General features: G+C 72.3%; 9 protein-coding genes. 4 read left to right on the forward strand and 5 right to left on the reverse strand.

What is annotated here, in order from left to right:
- The first annotated feature begins 1 nt into the window (after window position 1).
- Window positions 2-4,054: a hypothetical protein gene (locus IE107_RS17255; RefSeq protein WP_189544655.1), complete on the forward strand. Its 4,053-nt coding sequence runs from the start codon at window positions 2-4 to the stop codon at window positions 4,052-4,054.
- A gap of 110 nt (window positions 4,055-4,164) precedes the next feature.
- Here IE107_RS17255 and IE107_RS17260 read toward each other — a convergent pair whose 3' ends face one another.
- Genes IE107_RS17260 through IE107_RS17280 form a run of 5 tightly spaced genes read right to left on the reverse strand, consistent with a single transcriptional unit; the run spans window position 4,165 to window position 11,518 of the window.
- On the reverse strand, window positions 4,165-6,369 hold the full coding sequence (locus tag IE107_RS17260; RefSeq protein WP_189544656.1) for an MGH1-like glycoside hydrolase domain-containing protein: 2,205 nt from the start codon (window positions 6,367-6,369) through the stop codon (window positions 4,165-4,167).
- A complete protein-coding gene (locus IE107_RS17265; RefSeq protein ID WP_189544657.1) occupies window positions 6,366-8,399 on the reverse strand; it encodes a beta-galactosidase in 2,034 nt (677 codons plus the stop codon). The genes IE107_RS17260 and IE107_RS17265 overlap by 4 nt, the downstream gene beginning before the upstream one ends.
- Window positions 8,396-9,253, reverse strand: coding sequence for a carbohydrate ABC transporter permease (locus IE107_RS17270; protein WP_229867015.1), 858 nt, complete (start codon window positions 9,251-9,253; stop codon window positions 8,396-8,398). Before IE107_RS17270 ends, IE107_RS17265 begins: the two co-directional genes overlap by 4 nt.
- Window positions 9,250-10,176 carry a carbohydrate ABC transporter permease gene (locus IE107_RS17275; RefSeq protein WP_189544658.1) on the reverse strand — a complete coding sequence of 309 codons (927 nt, stop codon included), beginning with the start codon at window positions 10,174-10,176 and terminating at the stop codon, window positions 9,250-9,252. Before IE107_RS17275 ends, IE107_RS17270 begins: the two co-directional genes overlap by 4 nt.
- 4 nt (window positions 10,177-10,180) lie before the next feature.
- Window positions 10,181-11,518: an ABC transporter substrate-binding protein gene (locus tag IE107_RS17280; protein ID WP_229867016.1), complete on the reverse strand. Its 1,338-nt coding sequence runs from the start codon at window positions 11,516-11,518 to the stop codon at window positions 10,181-10,183.
- Window positions 11,519-11,661: 143 nt separating this feature from the next.
- On the opposite strand from IE107_RS17280, the gene gcvPA reads away from it, so the two are divergent.
- The 3 genes from gcvPA to IE107_RS17295 are packed head-to-tail and all read left to right on the forward strand — an operon-like array spanning window position 11,662 to window position 15,799.
- Window positions 11,662-13,053, forward strand: coding sequence for an aminomethyl-transferring glycine dehydrogenase subunit GcvPA (gene gcvPA / locus IE107_RS17285; protein WP_189544659.1), 1,392 nt, complete (start codon window positions 11,662-11,664; stop codon window positions 13,051-13,053).
- Window positions 13,050-14,648: an aminomethyl-transferring glycine dehydrogenase subunit GcvPB gene (gene gcvPB, locus IE107_RS17290; protein WP_229867017.1), complete on the forward strand. Its 1,599-nt coding sequence runs from the start codon at window positions 13,050-13,052 to the stop codon at window positions 14,646-14,648. Before gcvPA ends, gcvPB begins: the two co-directional genes overlap by 4 nt.
- Window positions 14,645-15,799 carry an ATP-NAD kinase family protein gene (locus IE107_RS17295; RefSeq protein WP_229867018.1) on the forward strand — a complete coding sequence of 385 codons (1,155 nt, stop codon included), beginning with the start codon at window positions 14,645-14,647 and terminating at the stop codon, window positions 15,797-15,799. The genes gcvPB and IE107_RS17295 overlap by 4 nt, the downstream gene beginning before the upstream one ends.
- The last annotated feature ends 21 nt before the right edge of the window (window positions 15,800-15,820 follow it).

Raw genomic sequence — 15,820 nt, forward strand, 5'->3', positions numbered from 1 at the left:
TATGACACACCCGGTGGATGATCCGCACCTCCCGGCGGGCATCGCGGCGGTCCTCGCCGGGCCGCCGCGTGCCTACTCGCCCGTCGCGATCTGGTGGTGGAGCGGGGAGCGGCTCGACCAGGAGCGGCTGCGGGCACAGCTGGAGCGCTTCGCCGAGGGCGGGGTGCACAATCTCGTGCTTCTCAACCTGGCGCCGTCGGGGCCGCTGTTCGGCTCCGACGCCGACGATCCGCCCTTTCTCTCCGACGCGTGGTGGGCGCTGCTCGACGGGGTCTGCGACGACGCCCGTGAACTGGGGGTCGCTCTCTGGTTCTACGACCAGCTCGGCTTCTCCGGCGCCGATCTGCAGGCACGGCTCGTCGACGAGCGGCCCGGCCACGCGGGCCGCCGGCTCGACCGGGTGCGCGCCGTGGTGGAGTCCGCGGTGGACCGGACCGGTGAGCTGCGCTGCCCGTCGGACGGCCTGCCGCTCGCGGGCAGCGCCGAACCGCTCGACGCGGACGGCCGGAGCACCGGCCCGGCGGTCCCGGTGACGGTGTCCGACGGGGCCGTACGAGCGCCCGGCCCCGGCCGCTGGCGCCTGACGCTCCATCACCATGTTGCGCTGGGCTTCGACTATCTCGGTGCCGACGCCTGTGCGGCGCTGCTGGACCGGGTGCACGGGGAGTTCGAGCGCCGGCTCGGTGACCGGCTCGGATCCGTCGTCGTCGGCTCGTTCCAGGACGAACTGCCGTCCCTGCCCACCTGGTCCACCGGCTTCGCCGACGCCTTCCGGCGCCTGCGCGGGTACGACATCGGCGAGCGGCTCGACGCCCTGTACGAGGACTGCGCGGCTCCGGACGTCCACCGGGTCCGCCGCGACTACCACCTGACCCGGGCCGAACTGGCCGAGGAGGCGTTCTTCCGGCCACTGGCCGCCTGGCACGAGCGCCATGGACTGCTCATCGGCTGCGACCAGCAGGACCCCGCCCGCGCCGGGCACCCGGTGGCGGGCGTGGAACTGTACGCCGACTACGCGCGAACGCACCGCTGGTTCTCGGCGCCCGGCTCCGACCACCACGGGGACGCCCGCATCCACTCCTCGCTCGCCCACCTCTACGGCCGTCCCCGCACCTGGGTCGAGGCGTTCCACTCCACCGGCTGGGGCGGCACCCTGGAGGAGACCTTCGACTGGCTGCTCCCGTGGCTGCGGGCCGGAGCCACTCTCTACAATCCGCATGCCGTCTACTACACGACCAAGGGCGGCTGGTGGGAATGGGCGCCGCCGGCAACCGACTGGCGCCAGCCCTACTGGCGCCACCACCACGTGTTCGCCGACGCCGTGACCCGGCTGTGCGCGATCCTGAGCCTCGGTCACCATCTGTGCGACCTCGCGGTCCTGCTGCCCACCACCACCGCCCAGGCGGGCACCGCTCTGGACGGTGTCACCGACGCGGCGCGGCGCGCCCAGTCGGCGTATCTCGAACTCGTCGGGGACATGGCCTGGTTCCGTACCCGGCCCGGCGTCCTGGACCGGCTGGGTCGCGATGCCGATGTCGTCGACGATGCCTCGCTGGCCCGCGGCCGGGTCTCCCGGCTCGACGACGGGGTCCGGTTGCGGGTCGCGGACGAAGCGTACGCCACGATCGTGCTGCCCTCGTGCACCGTCCTGGAACGGGAGACGGCGCAGCGGCTCGTCGAATTCGCCTCCGCCGGGGGGCGGTTGATCGCGCTGGGCGATCTTCCCGAGCAACTCGTCGGCCCCGGCAGAGCCACGGCGGCCGGACTGCGGGAGTGCTTCGCGGACGGCCGGGCCGTGCACATCCCCATGACGGACGACCCGGCCGATGCGCTCGCCGCCGCTCTCGGCGGTGCGGACCCGGTCGTCCGGGCCCCGGTCCCCGCGCTCGCGCGTCGGGTGGACGGCGCCACGGTGGTGTTCCTGACCGCGGCCGCGCCCCGGGCGACCCGCGCGTCCGTCGCCGCCCCCGACGAGCGGGGCGCCGCCCTGGGCTGGCTGGACGCCCGCTACGACTTCGACCCCGGTCGCTACGCGCGGCGGGCCCGGGTGCGGGTGCGGGACGTTTCGGGCCCGGCCGTGCTGGTGGACCCGTTCGGCGGCGCTCCGCGGACGCTGCCGGTGCTGCCCGCGGACGACGACGCACGGGCGGTCGAGGTCGACGTCCCCTTCGACACGGGCCCCGCGGCCGTGCTGGTCTTTCCGGCCCACGCCCGGGAGCCGGCCGCCCCCGTGGCGCACTGCTGCGGGCCGGATGTCACCGTCGTGGAGATTCCCCCGGACGCCGAGTGGGACATGGTGCTCGTCCCGACGCTCGACAACACCTGGGGCGATTTCGCCCGCCCCGCGACCGGTCCGCCCAGTGGCCCGGCCGTCATCGAGTGCCGTACCTTCCGGCACCGGGTCGAGGCGGCCGGTGAGGACGGTGCACGGGACGGATGGGCCGCGCCCTCCGGCCCCGGGCGCACGGCACGGGCCACGGTCCACGCGACGTTCGGCCCGCGCGCGGTCGTGCTCCGCGAGGGGTCCGGCCGGGGCGGCGGCGCCTCGGTACTCGCCTGGTCGGAGACCCTCGGCGTCCACAAGGACCCCGTGCACCGCGCGGTTCTGGGTCCGAAGGGGCATGTGCCCGAGGAGTTCGCGCACATCGGCCGCACGGTCGCGGGCGAGGTGGTGCGGCTGCGGGTGGCGCTGCGCCTGGACGAGGACTTCGACGGGCATCTCGCGATCGGCGCCGCGGCGGCCAAGCGGGTCCGGATCGACGGTGCGCCGGTGGCTCTCGACGACGGCGGTCATCTCGCGCTGGGCCCGGTGCGGGCAACGGCCGGACTCCATCTGCTCGAACTCGACCTGACTCCCGATCAGGACTGCGAGCTGCGGGCGCATATGGCGCTCGTACGTGATCCCGGGCGCTACCGGCGCCCCGAGTGGATCCACGCGCCCGGCACGATGGGCACCACGCTGAACCTGTCGGCGCTCCCCCACCGGGCCGTCGTGCAGGTGGCCTCCCGGGCGCCCTGTGCGCTGCGGGTGAACGGACAACTCATCGGCAGGCAGGGCGGTTTCGACCCTTACGCCGAGCATGCGGTACCACGGGTGAGGCGGCATGATGTGACGGCCGCCCTGTGTATCGGCGACAACGACATCACGGTCGAGACGTCCGGCGACGGCGAGCGTGCGGTCCTGGTGGACGCGGTCCTCGACGACGGGCACGGCGCGACGCTTCACAGCGACTCTGGCTGGTGGGCCGAGGACGTGCGGGGGCGCAGCCCGGTACGGGTGCGTCGCGAGCCAGTGGGTGATCCCGCCGCCCTGTGTCTGCGACGCCGCCCCCATCCGCTGCCGGGTGCCGCCTGGCTGGACCCGGAGGCCGACGACGGCACGGTGGTGCCGGTCCGGTTCGCGGTTCCGGGAAGCCGGGGCGGTATGGAGTGGCTGTGGTGCGAACTCCCTCCCGGAACCACCCGGTTGACGGCACCGGTACACGGCGAGGTCACGGTCCATGTCGACGGATCCGAGTGCCCCGCCGCCGTGAGTGCCGCCGATGCCCGGGGCGTGCGTACCGTGACGGCCGAGCTGCCGCCCGCCGACCGCGGCGGTCCGCGGAGTGCGGCGCTGCGGGTCCGGACTCGCCCTGGGTACGAGGGAGGGGCCGCGCTGGCGGGTCCGGTGCGGTGCACGGTCGGCCCCGGGCGGATCCGGCTCGGCGACTGGGAGAGCCAGGGTCTGGCCGAGTACAGCGGCGGGGTGCGGTACGGCCGCGTGGTGACCGTACCCGCCGATGCCGTCGCGGGGCGGGTGTGGCTGGACCTCGGGCGGGTCCGGGGCACGGCGGAGGTACGGGTCGGGGGCGCCGCCGCAGGGGTGCGGGTGTGTTCCCCGTACGTATTCGACCTGACAGGGCTGGTCGTGCCGGGGGCCAATGCCCTGGAGATCACTGTGTTCGGGACACTGGCGCCCCGCCTGGACGCGACGAGCCCGACCCATTTCGTCTTTCCCGGGCAGCGGGTCAGCGGCTTGATGGGTCCGGTACGGCTGCGCACCGGGCGGATGTGACGGCGTGTGGCAACGGTTGTCGCCGAACCAGCCCAGTGCGGTCGTCGCCCACGCCGTACACCGTGAAAGGGAAGCGGTGGTCTGCCGGCCGCGGTTCCGGCCGCTGCCGCCTACCTGTCTCCCGTCAGTATCGGCAGCAGCAGCGCCGCGGACCAGCTGAAGTTGGGCGAGTTGAGCGGCGCCCCGGTGACCGGGTCGTAGTTCTCCATGATCGGTCCGTCGCCCGAGAGGCCCGACGCATGGGTGAGGAGGCGGTCCGTCAGGGTGTCCGCGTCCTTGGCGTAGCCGTAGCGGCGCAGGCCGCCGAGGGCGAAGTAGGCCTGGTCGAACCAGACGGGGCCGCGCCAGTACGCGGTCGGCGAGAAGTAGGGGGAGCTCTTCGCCACGGTCGGGAAGGGCACGGTGGTGGCGAACTCCGCCGGGTCCGTCAGCTTGTCGCGCAACGCGCGGGCCTGAGCGGCGGACGCCGTGCCGGTCCACAGCGGTACGGCGCCCTCGATGCCGCGGCCCCGGGACCTGAGCGGTGCTCCGGTGCCGAGCGCGGTGTCGTGGAACCAGCCGTCCGCGGCGTCGTACATCGTCGCGCGGACGGCGGTGGCGGTGGCGGTGGAGCGCTGCTTCCAGTGCCTGGCGTCGGCGCCGCGGCCGAGCACGCCCGCGATGCGCGCCAAATGACCCTGGTCGGCGGCGAGATAGGAGTTGAGATCAACGGACTCCTGGTCGAGGGAGTAGCCGAGGAGCGTGCCGTCGGCGGCCCTGTTGGCGACGGTTCCGGTGCCGAGGCCGGCGTCGAAGCGGGGCGCGTTGTCCATGCCGCTCTCCCAGGCGGCGGCGAGGCGCCGCTCCTCGGGGGAGTCGTTGGCCGGGTCGACGGTGGCACCGTACTCGGCGAGGCCGTTGTGGTCGTGGTCCCGGTTGCGGTACCACCACGCCTGGTACGCGGCGAGCTTCGGGTACATCTCACGCAGGAAGGCCTTGTCCCCGCTCTTCGTGTACACCTCCCACACCGCCCATGCGGCCAGCGGGGGCTTGGAGTTGCGTTCGTTCCAGTTGCCGCCGCCGCGTGCGGGGTCGTTGTAGAAGATGACGTCGGGGATCATCCCGGTGTCCTGGGGGCGGGTCGTGGAATCGGGCCGGATCTGCCAGTCGAACATGGAGCGGATCTGCGACTCGGCCAGTTCGGGCGCGAAGCGTGCGGTGCCCACGGCCTGCTTCCAGGTGTCCCAGGCCCAGATGCCGCCGGTGAACCACTTGTAGGAGATCGATGGGGTGATCCCGTCGTGCTTGATCTGCCCTGCCGCACTGCGCCAGTTGGTGACGAGGGTCTCCAGGGACTTCACGGCCGTACGCCGCCGGTCGGCGGGCACGCCCCGGGTCACCCCGGCGACATACCCCTGCCAGCGCGCTTCGGACGCGGACACGACGGAAGCGGGGCGGGCCAGCACGTCACGGACCTTCGCCTGCTCCTTGCTGCGCTCGGCGGCGGTGAAGGTGTAGGACTCGGTCCAGTCGAAGCTGTGCGAGCGGCCGGGGGCGAGGGTCACCGCGTCCACCGCCTCGGTGCGGTAGCTGTCGCCTTCCACCGTCGTGCGGACGCGGTCCTTGTGGGTGACCTCGAAGCGCTCGGTGCCGTCGGTGAGGTAGTCCCAGGTCTCGCGGACCTTCGCGAAGTCGACGCCGACGCCCGAGGTGGTGGCGGTCAGCGACGGTGCGTCGCGCATCGGCTGGTCGGCGGGCCGCAGCACGCTGCCCGTCCAGTCGGCGCCCAGAGTACGGGGCGCCGGGCCGGTGTTGCGGACCTCGGCCCTGACCAGGGCGCTGCGGTCGGTGGCGAAGCGGAGTTCCAGGGTGAGGCGCAGCCCGCGGCCGAGGTCGTGGGACTGGAGGAGGCGGCCCGGGAGCGAGGTGAGCCGGGGTGCGCCCCCACCGGCCAGGTCCAGGATGCGGCCGTGTTCGGTGAGGCGGATGCGGCTGAAGGACTTGCTGAGCCACCAGGGGTATTCCTGGGCGATGTAGAGCGGTCCGGAGAAGCCGCCGTAGGCGTCCTTGTCACCGGCTTCCGGCAGTGCGTAGGCGTGCCAGGCACCCTGGTCGGCGAAGACGCCGACGGGGTTGTTGTCCTCGTCGTCGCCGGGCTGGGCGGCGGCGGGGGTGCCGTGCAGGTCGAGAACGTCGGCGTACGGCAATCGGGGCTTCGGGTGGCCGTGGGCGGTCGCCGTCTGCGGTACTGCGAGGGCGCCGCCGGCCAGGAGGAGTGCGGTCAGGACGCCCAGGGAACGGCGTCCGGTCGGGTATCGGTCTCTCCAGCGGGTCATTTCCCGGTCCCTCCAGGACGGTCGGTGGCGATGCGCAGGACGACGGCGCCGAGCGGGCCGAGGTCGATGTGGTCACGGACGGTGGTTCCGGTGAGCAGGTCGGTGCCACCGACGGCGCAGTGGCCCGTCAGTGGCGTCCGGGTGGCGTGATCGTTGTGGTTGAGGACGAAGAGGTACGTGCCCTGCGCGCCGGAGCGCACGGTCGCCTCGACGCCCTCGGGGATGTCGAGCACGGGGCGTACGCCCGCTGCCCGCAGCGCCTCGTCGAGCACCGCTGCGATGCCGTCGCCCAGGTGGGCGCTGACGTACCACGCGGTGCCGGTGCCGTAGGGGTGGCGGGTGATCGCGGGGCGGCCGGTGAGCTCGCCGGCCGCGTACGCGTCGAAGACCAGCGTGTCCGGGCCCCCGGGCTCGATCCACTCGCTCCACCAGGTGGCCTCGGCCCCGGAGGCGAGGGGTACCGCCGCACCGTCCGGGATCGGCCAGAACTCGTCGACGGACACCCCGAGCACGTCCCGCAGCGGCCCGGGGGCGCCGCCGTCGTGGATGTGGTCGTGGCCGTCGACGACGCCGGAAAAGGGCCCGCACACGAGGTGGCCGCCGCCGCGCACATAGTCGGCGACGTGTGCGGCGTTCTCGGGCCGCAGCAGATGGAGGTTGGGGGCCAGGACGGCCCGGTAGCCGTCCAGGCCGGCGTGCGGGGGCACGAAGTCGATGGTGACGGCGCGGGCGTGGAGCGCCACGTACCAGGGGCGCAGCAGCTCGCGCCAGCGCATCCGGGCGGAGGGGTGGTCGTCCGCCTCCAGGGCCCACCAGGAGTCCCAGTCGAGGACGATCGCCACGTCCGCCGGGGCGGTGGTGCCGGTGACCTCGCCGAGCCGGGCGAGCTCGGCGCCGAAGCGCACCGTCTCGCGCCAGCCCCGGGAAGCGGTGCCCCGGTGCGGGAGCAGCGCACTGTGGTACTTCTCGGCTCCGGCGCGGGAGGCGCGCCACTGGAAGTACATGATGCCGTCGGCGCCGCGGGCCAGTGCCTGGAGGGACCAGAGGCGTTGCAGACCGGGCTTCTTGGGGACGTTGACCGGCCGCCAGCTGACGGCGGACGGCGCCTGTTCGAGGAGCAGCCAGGGCCGGCCGCCCTTGAGGGAGCGCATCAGGTCGTAGTTGAGGGCGGCGTCGACATGGGCGCGGGGGTCGGCGGGGTCCGGGTAGGCGTCGTCGGAGACGAGATCCTCGTGCTCGGCCCACTTCCAGTAGTCGAGCGCCTTGAACATCGACATGAAGTTGGTGGTGGCCGGTGTGCCGGGACTGAGCTCCCCGAGCGCCTCGCGCTCGGCGCGGTGGCATTCGAGGAGCGCGTCGGAGCAGAAGCGCCGCCAGTCCAGGAGCTGTGTGGGGTTGACCGGTCCCGGGGCGGTGCGCGGCGGTTCGATCTCGTCGTAGGTGCCGTAGCGCTGCGACCAGAAGGCCGTGCCCCAGGCGTGGTTGAGGCAGTCCACGGTGCCGTAGCGGTCGGTGAGCCAGGCACGGAAGTGTGCTGCGGAGCGGGCGCAGAAGCACTCGGTGACGTGGTCGCCGTACTCGTTGTGGATGTGCCACAGTGCGAGGGCCGGGTGGTGTGCGTAGCGTTCGGCGAGGGTGCGGGTGAGCCGGAGCGCGGCGGCGCGGTACTCGGGCGAGGACGGGCAGTAGTGCTGGCGCGAGCCGAATTCGAGGCGTACGCCGTCGGCCGTGACCGGCAGGATCTCCGGGTGGGCGCGCACCAGCCAGGCCGGCGGTGACGCGGTCGCGGTGGCCAGGTCGACGGCGATGCCGTGGGCGTGCAGCAGGTCGAGGAGCCGGTCGAACCAGGCGAAGTCCCAGGTGTCCGGGCCGGGTTGGAGCCGGGCCCAGGAGAATACGCCGACGGTCACCATCGTGACGCCGGCCTCGCGCATCAGCCCGGCGTCCTCGGCCCACACTTCCTCGGGCCACTGCTCGGGGTTGTAGTCGCCGCCGTACAGGACGCCCGGGACGCGGGTCAGACGATTCATCCCTTCACCGCCCCGCCGAGGAGTCCGGCCACGAACTGCCGCTGGAAGAGCAGGAAGAGGAGCATCAGCGGCAACGTCGCGAGGAGCGAGCCGAGCATCAGGCCCGAGTAGTCGACACGGGTGAGCCCCGTGAGGGTGTTGAGCGCTACGGGCACGGTGTATTTCTCCTCGGAGTTCAGCATGAGCAGCGGCCAGATGAAGCTGTTCCACTGCGCCATGAAGGTGAAGATGACCAGGGCGCCGAGCTGCGGGCGCACACAGGGCAGCACGACCCGGTAAAAGGTGCGCAGCTCGCCGGAGCCGTCGATCCGGGCCGATTCGAGGAGCTCGTCGGGGAAGTCGACGAAGCCCTGCCGCATCAGCAGGATGCCGAAGGAGTTCGCCAGGAACGGCAGGATCACCGCCTGGTAGGAGTCGATCCAGCCGACGCTCGCCATCATCTGGAACAGCGGCACGAGCAGCACCTGGAACGGGATCATCATGGTGGCGAGCACGGCGCCGAGCAGCAGACCCCGGCCGCGGAAGCGGTACTTGGCGAGCCCGTAGCCGCACATGGCGGAGATCAGCGAGCTGAGCGCGGTGTGGACGACGGCGATGCCGACGCTGTTGAGGAGAACCCGCCCGAAGCCGATGGTGTCCTGGAGCCGCGCGAGGTTGTCGAGGAGCCGGCCGCCGGGCAGGAACGGCGGCGGGGAGTGGAACAGCTCCGAAGTGGAGTGCGTCGCGGCGATCGCCATCCAGAGGAACGGCACCAGACTGACGACGGCGCCGGCCGCGAGGAGGAGACGGACGAGGTACCGGCCGGCCCGCCGGGCCGGGTGGATGCGTACGGGGGCCTGCTGGAGGGCGGTCACCGGCGGCGCTCCCTTCCGAAGGCGACGTACTGGAGGGCGGAGACCGCGGCGATGAGGGCGACGACGACCCAGGCGATGGCGGCGGCGTAGCCGAAGTCGAGCTGCTGGAAGCCGACTTTGTAGAGGTAGACGACCGGGGTGAGGGTGGCGTCGTCGGGGCCGCCGCGGGTGAGGACGTAGTTCTCGTCGAAGAGCTGGAGCGTCCCGATGGTGGAGGTGATCACGCAGAACAGGACGACCGGGCGCAGCTGGGGCAGGATCACGCGCGCGTACGTGGACACGGTGCCGGAGCCGTCGATCGCCGCCGCCTCGTACTGCTCCTTGCCGATGGACTGGAGTCCGGCGAGCAGGATGACGGCGTTGTAGCCGGTCCAGCGCCAGGTCAGGGAGGCGATCAGGGAGACGCGGGCCCAGGCGGGGCTGTTGAGCCAGTCGACCTGGCCGATGCCGACGGCGCCGAGGCTCTGGTTGACCAGGCCGCCGTCGGTCTTGAGGAGGACCTGGAAGACGACGGCGTACGCGACGAGCGTGGTGACGGCGGGCAGGAAGTAGACCGCTCGCCAGGTACCGCGGAAGCGCAGCCAGGACTGGTTGAGCAGAACGGCGAGGACGAGTGCCAGGCCGATCATCACGGGGACCTGCACGACGAGGATGATCCCGGTGTTGACCAGGGACTCCAGGAAGGCGGGGTCGTCGATCAGGCGCCGGTACTGGTCGAGTCCGGCCCAGTGGGTGGCGCCGGCGTCCTCGGTGGTGAAGCTCTGCAGGAGGCTCGCGCCCAGCGGATAGGCGAAGAAGAGCGCGAAGAGGGCGGCCGCGGGTCCGGTGAAGATCCAGGCGGTGGGGCGCAGGCGCCTGCGGCGTGCCCGGGCCGGAGCTCGGGTGGGGGCGACGGGCCGGTCGCAGGTGGTGGGGACGGCCATCGGGCTACTTCACCCTTTCCCGGCCGGTGGCCGCGGCGAGCTGCCGCGCGGCCGAGTCCAGGGCGGCGCGTGGGTCCTTGCCCCGCAGCATCACACCGGTGACGGCGGAGATCATGATGTCGGTGGCCTTCGCGTCGTCCTCGTTGTACTCGACCGGCGGGATGTTGCGGGCGAGCCGGGCGAACACGTCCAGGGACGCCTGCCCGCCGAAGTACTCCTGTTTCGTGCTCAGGTACGGGTCGTCGAGCGCGGGCAGATAGGCGGGGAAAAGGCCCTCGTGCCTGAGCATGGAGACCTGGTTGGCCTTGCCGGTGAGCAGAAACTCGATGAACGCCCAGGCCAGTCGGGGGTTCTTGCTCTGCGCGGGGACGCAGAGCGTGGAGCCGCCGATGTTGGAGGTGCGGATGCCGTCGGCGGTGAATCCGGGCAGCGGCACCACCGAGAACTTCCCCTTCAGCTCCGGCATCTCATCCGTGAGGGTGCCCGACCACCAGGCGGCGGTGGGCGTGGTGGTGGCCATGCCCTCCTTGGTGCCGGTGACGAGCCCGTCCCAGCCTTTCTCGTAGGAGACGAGCCCCTTGTCGTGCAGGGTCTTCATCAGCGTGAGGGCCTGCACGGCCCGAGGGGTGTCGACCGCGACCCGGCCGTTCTTGAAGTAGGACTGCCCCTGCTGCTGGAGAAGCATCGGCAGGATCCCGGAATCGGTGGAGTCCAGGATGAGCAGCTTTCGGCCGGTGGCCTGCTTGATGCGGACGCCCGCCGCCACGTAGTCGTCCCAGGTCAGCAGCGACTTGGGGTCGACTCCGGCGGCGCGGAAGTAGTCCGTGCGGCAGTAGAGCGCGCAGGGGCCGATGTCCCAGGGCAGGGCGAGGACCGCACGGTCCTTGCCGGTGACGGTGCGCCACGCGGCGCGGTCGAAGTCGCCTCCGTAGCGGCCACCGAGGCTCGTCAGGTCGTAGAAGCCGCTGGGAAAGTTGCCTGCGTAGCGCGGCATGTGGCTGCCCTCGACCGTGAGGACGTCGGCGAGGCCCGAGCCGCCGCGCAGGCCCACGGTGATCTTGTCGTAGGCATTGTCGTAGCCGATGTCGACGACATCGACGGTGGTTCCGGGGTGACGTTCCTCGAAGGTGCGGGCGAGGCGCTTCATGGCCTTGGCGGCCACGTCCCACGACCAGACGGTGACCTTGCCACTGACCTTGCCCCCTTCGTCGTCCTTCCTGCCGCCGATGTCGCGGGCCGCTCCGCCGCCCGCGCCACCCATCGCACATGCACCGACCAGGGACGATGCCGCGGTCGCGAAGCCGGTGGCCAGAACGGCCCGTCGGGTGGGTCCTGTTGACACTCTTGCCTCCTGGAGCCTGAATGCCTAATGCTGTATTCAGAACACTGAATGACGGAGCCTGCCGTCAAGAGGTGTACACCCAAAGACTTTTGCTGCTGTGGTCCATGACCGATCCCCGAGTCGGCTCACGCGAAAGGCGCGGCATGACGTCACCCCAGGACTCCGTCCACACCTACACCCATCCCTACATCCCGAACGCGGTCCCGGCCGTGCGGCAGGCGATGCTGGAGGAGATCGGCGCCGAGGGCGTCGAGGACTTCTACGCCGACATCCCGGACGGCATCCGGCTGCACCGCCCCCTCGATCTGCCGGCCCCACTGCGTTCGGAAGCCGAACTCACCCGCCACATGGAGGAGTTGCTCAGCCGCAACACCTCGACCCGGCAGACGCTCAGCTTTCTCGGATCCGGCTGCTATCAGCACCACGTCCCGGCGGTGGTGGACGAGGTCGTCAACCGCAGCGAGTTCCTCACGGCGTACGCGGGCGAGCCCTACGAGGACCACGGCCGCTTCCAGGCGCTGTGGGAGTACCAGTCGATGATGGCCGAGCTGCTGGACGTCGATGTCGTCAACGTCCCGGTGTACGACGGCTTCCAGGCCGCGGGCACCGCCCTGCGCATGGCCGGCCGGATCACCGGCCGCCGCCGCGTGCTCGTCGCCACCGCGATCGACGCCGACAAGCTCTCCCGGATATGCGACTACGTGCGCCCCGACCACGACGTGACGGTGGTCCCGGTCGACCCGGACACCGGCTGTGCCGACCTCGAAGCGGTGCGCGAGGCACTCGCCGCCGGCGACACGGCGGCGGTGTACGCGGACTCGCCCTCGGCGCTCGGCATCATCGACGAGGCGCTCCCCCGCCTCGCCGAACTCGCCCACGCCGACGGAGCGTTGTATGTCGTGGGCTGCAATCCGCTCACCCTCGGCGTGATCGCGCCGCCCTCCGCCTACGGCGCCGACATCACCTGCGGCGACATCCAGCCGCTCGGTCTGCATCAGAGCTTCGGCGGCGGCAACGCCGGCTTCATCGCCACCCGCGACGAGGAGCGGCTGGTCGCCGAGTACCCGTCGCGTCTGTTCGGCCTCGTACCGACGAGCGTCGAGGGCGAGTACGGCTTCGGCGACGTCGCCTACGAACGGACCTCTTTCGCACTGCGCGAGGAGGGCAAGGAGTGGGTCGGCACGGCCGCCGCGCTGCACGGCATCGGGGCCGGGGTGTACCTCGCGCTGATGGGACCGCAGGGCATGCGCGAGATCGGCGACACCGTCCTCGGGCTCACCGCGTACGCCCGCAGGCGCCTCGCCGAGGTGCCCGGCATCGAGGTCCCGTACGGCGATGCCCTGCACTTCGCCGACTTCACCGTCCGGTACACGGGCGGCGGGACCGCCGACGGGGTCCGCGCCGGCCTGAAGGAGCGGGGCATATTCGGCGGCGTGCCGACCGGCGAGCGCGAGGCCGCGTACTGCGTCACCGAAGTCCACACCAAGGCCGACATCGACCGGCTCGCCGCGACCCTTGAGGAGATCGTCAAGTGACCGCCCACGTGCCCGTGTCCGTCTCCCCCGAGGAAGCGCGCATCGCAGACAAGCCGCGCCTGCGCCGGTTCCGGCAGGCGTCCTGGGACGAGAAGCTGATCTTCGAGCTCGGTTCGCCGGGCGAGCGCGGCGTCCTCGTCCCGGCCGCGGACCCCTCCGTCGAAAGGCCCGCGATCCCCGCCGCCCTGCGCCGCGCCGAACCGCCCGCCCTGCCGGAGATGTCCCAACAGCAGGTCCTGCGCCACTACTTGCGTCTCTCGCAGGAGAATCTGGGTGCCGACCTCAACATCGACGTCGGCCAGGGGACCTGCACCATGAAGTACAGCCCCAAGGTGAACGACCAGTTCGTCCGCGACCCGCGGATCGCGGCCCTGCACCCCCTCCAGGACGAGGACACGGTCCAGGGCGTCCTCGGGATCATCCACAGTCTGGAGCAGCTCCTGAAGGAGATCTCCGGCATGGACCGGGTCTCGCTCCAGCCCGGCGCGGGCTCCGCCGCGATCTACGCCAACGTGGCGATGATCCGCGCCCACTTCGCCGCGCGCGGCGAGCTGGAGCAGCGCGACGAGATCATCACGACCATCTTCTCCCACCCGTCCAACGCGGCCTGCGCGAAGACGGCGGGCTTCAAGGTCATCACCCTCCACCCGGACGCGGACGGCTACCCGGACATCGAGGCGCTCAGGGCGGCGGTCGGCCCGCGCACGGCGGCACTCCTGATCACCAACCCCGAGGACACCGGCATCTACAACCCGCGCATCGAGGAGTTCGTACGGATCGTCCACGAGGCGGGCGGCCTGTGCTCGTACGACCAGGCCAACGCGAACGGCATCCTCGGTATCACCCGGGCCCGGGACGCGGGCTTCGACCTGTGCCACTTCAACCTGCACAAGACCTTCTCGACGCCGCACGCGTGCGGCGGCCCGGCGGCCGGGGCCTGCGCGGTCACCGAGGAGCTCGCCCCGTATCTGCCGCGCCCCACCGTCGAGTTGGACCCGGAGACGGGTGCGTACCGGCTGGACGACGACCGGCCCGAGTCCATCGGCAAGATGCGGCCGTTCTACGGCGTCGTGCCGAATCTGGTCCGCGCGTACGCGTGGATCATGTCGCTCGGTGCCGAGGGCCTGCGGGCCGCCGCCGAGACGGCCGTCCTCAACAACAACTACCTGCTCCACAAGGTCCGGCAGATCCCGGGTGTCTCCGTCCCGTACGCGACGGGGCGCCCGCGCGTCGAGCAGGTCCGCTACAGCTGGCAGAAGCTCCACGAGGACACCGGCCTGCACTCCGAGGACATCGGCCTGCGCGCCGCCGACTTCGGTACGCACTACTGGACCAGCCACCACCCCTACGTGGTGCCGGAACCCATGACACTGGAGCCCACCGAGTCCTACACGCGTGCCGACCTCGACGAGTACGCGGCGATCCTCTCGGAGATCGCCCGCGAGGCGTACGAGGACCCGGAGACCGTGCGCACGGCGCCGCACCGTTCGACCATCCACCGGGTACGCCCCCAGGCCCTGGACGACCCCGCGGTCTGGGCGGTCTCCTGGCGCGCCTACCGCCGCAAGGTGCTGGGCGGGGCGGGCCGCCGGTGACGAGGGTCGGCCTGGTGGTCAACCCGGTCGCCGGGCTCGGCGGCCGGGTGGGCCTGGGCGGCACCGACGGGCCGGACCGGGCCCGCACGGCACTGTCGCTGGGCGCACGCCCACTGGCGGGGGTGCGTGCGGCCGCGGCCCTGGGTGAACTGGCGGCGCGTGCGGGCGAGTCGCCCCGGGACGGGCTGCTCGTCGTCACCGCCGCCGGTCCCCTGGGCGCCGAGTCCGTCGCCGCCGCGGGGCTCACGGAACGGATCGTGTACGCCGCCGGCGCCGGCCGGGACACCTCGGCCGAGGACACGGCCGCCGCGGTGCGCGCCGTGGTCGCCCAGGGTGTCGGCCTCCTGCTCTTCGCGGGCGGCGACGGCACTGCGCGGGATGTGCTCGGCGCCCTCGGCTCCCCCGGCGGCGTATCCTGCCCGGTCCTCGGCGTGCCGACCGGTGTGAAGATGCACTCGGCCGTCTTCGCCGTCAGCCCGCGCGCCGCGGGCGAGGTCGCGGCGGCGTGGCTCGCCGGCCCGGGCAGGGTCCGGCTGCGGGACGCCGAGGTGATGGACCGCGACGAGGACGCCCTGGGCGCAGGACGCGTCACCTCCCGGCTGTTCGGGTGGCTGCCCGTCCCCGACGTACCGGTGCGTGTGCAGCAGCGCAAGACCGGCAGCACCGCCCCCGCGCCGGAGGCGGTCGGCGGGATCGCGGCCGAGGTCGCCGAGCGGGTCGGGGCCGGGCTGCTCGCACTCGGCCCCGGCAGCACCACCCGGGCGGTGGCGGCCGCGCTCGGCGCGGACGTGTCGCTCACCGGGGTCGACGTGCTCGCCCTGCGGCCGGGCCGGCCGCCCCGGGTCGTGGCCCGCGACGCGGGCGAGGACGCCCTCCTCGCCCTGGGACCTGTCTGGATCGCCCTCTCCCCCATCGGCGGCCAGGGCTTCCTCCTGGGCCGCGGCAACCAGCAGATCTCACCGCGCGTCCTGCGCGCGGCGGGCGGCCGCGAGCGCCTGCTCGTGCTGTGCACCGAAGCGAAACTGGCCGCGCTCGGCGGCCGCCCCCTCCTCCTGGACACCGGCGACGACGCGCTCGACGCGGAGTTGTCCGGCCATCTTCCTGTCATCACCGGCAGGCGGCAGACCTCGCTGTACCGCCTGGCCAGGTGAGCACGTATCCCCGACACCGGA

Source organism: Streptomyces gelaticus (assembly GCF_014649535.1).
GTDB lineage: Bacteria > Actinomycetota > Actinomycetes > Streptomycetales > Streptomycetaceae > Streptomyces > Streptomyces gelaticus.

What these genes read in the sequence shown, in the direction of transcription:
- IE107_RS17255 (WP_189544655.1), top strand. Translation starts at nt 2, where the DNA reads ATGACACACCCGGTGGATGATCCGCACCTCCCGGCGGGCATCGCGGCG.
- IE107_RS17260 (WP_189544656.1), bottom strand. Translation starts at nt 6,369, where the DNA reads ATGACCCGCTGGAGAGACCGATACCCGACCGGACGCCGTTCCCTGGGC.
- IE107_RS17265 (WP_189544657.1), bottom strand. Translation starts at nt 8,399, where the DNA reads ATGAATCGTCTGACCCGCGTCCCGGGCGTCCTGTACGGCGGCGACTAC.
- IE107_RS17275 (WP_189544658.1), bottom strand. Translation starts at nt 10,176, where the DNA reads ATGGCCGTCCCCACCACCTGCGACCGGCCCGTCGCCCCCACCCGAGCT.
- gcvPA (WP_189544659.1), top strand. Translation starts at nt 11,662, where the DNA reads ATGACGTCACCCCAGGACTCCGTCCACACCTACACCCATCCCTACATC.